Consider the following 289-nt stretch of genomic DNA (forward strand, 5'->3'; position numbering starts at 1 on the left):
TCGTTGAACTGGCTCCCACCGTGACCGCCCGAGCCCTGCTCGTTCTGGAAGATGCTCCCGTGACCACCGGTCGAAGCCTGCTCGTTGAACTGGTTCCCACCGTGACCGCCCGAGCCCTGCTCGTTCTGGAAGATGCTCCCGTGACCACCGGTCGAAGCCTGCTCGTTGAACTGGTTACCCCCATGGCCGCCCGAGCCCTGCTCGTTCTGGAAGATGCTCCCGTGACCGCCCGTGGAAGCCTGCTCGTTGAACTGGTTCCCACCGTGACCACCGGAACCCTGCTGGTTCT

The 289-nt window shown here is 64.0% G+C and carries 1 protein-coding gene; it reads left to right on the forward strand.

Annotated elements, in window-relative coordinates; translation table 11 throughout:
• Positions 1 to 59: 59 nt before the first annotated feature.
• Positions 60 to 289, forward strand: a 230-nt coding sequence (locus ACWED2_RS37860; protein WP_449695326.1) for a hypothetical protein, incomplete at its 3' end; no start/stop codon positions are given.

This window comes from Amycolatopsis sp. NPDC005003, from assembly GCF_053600695.1.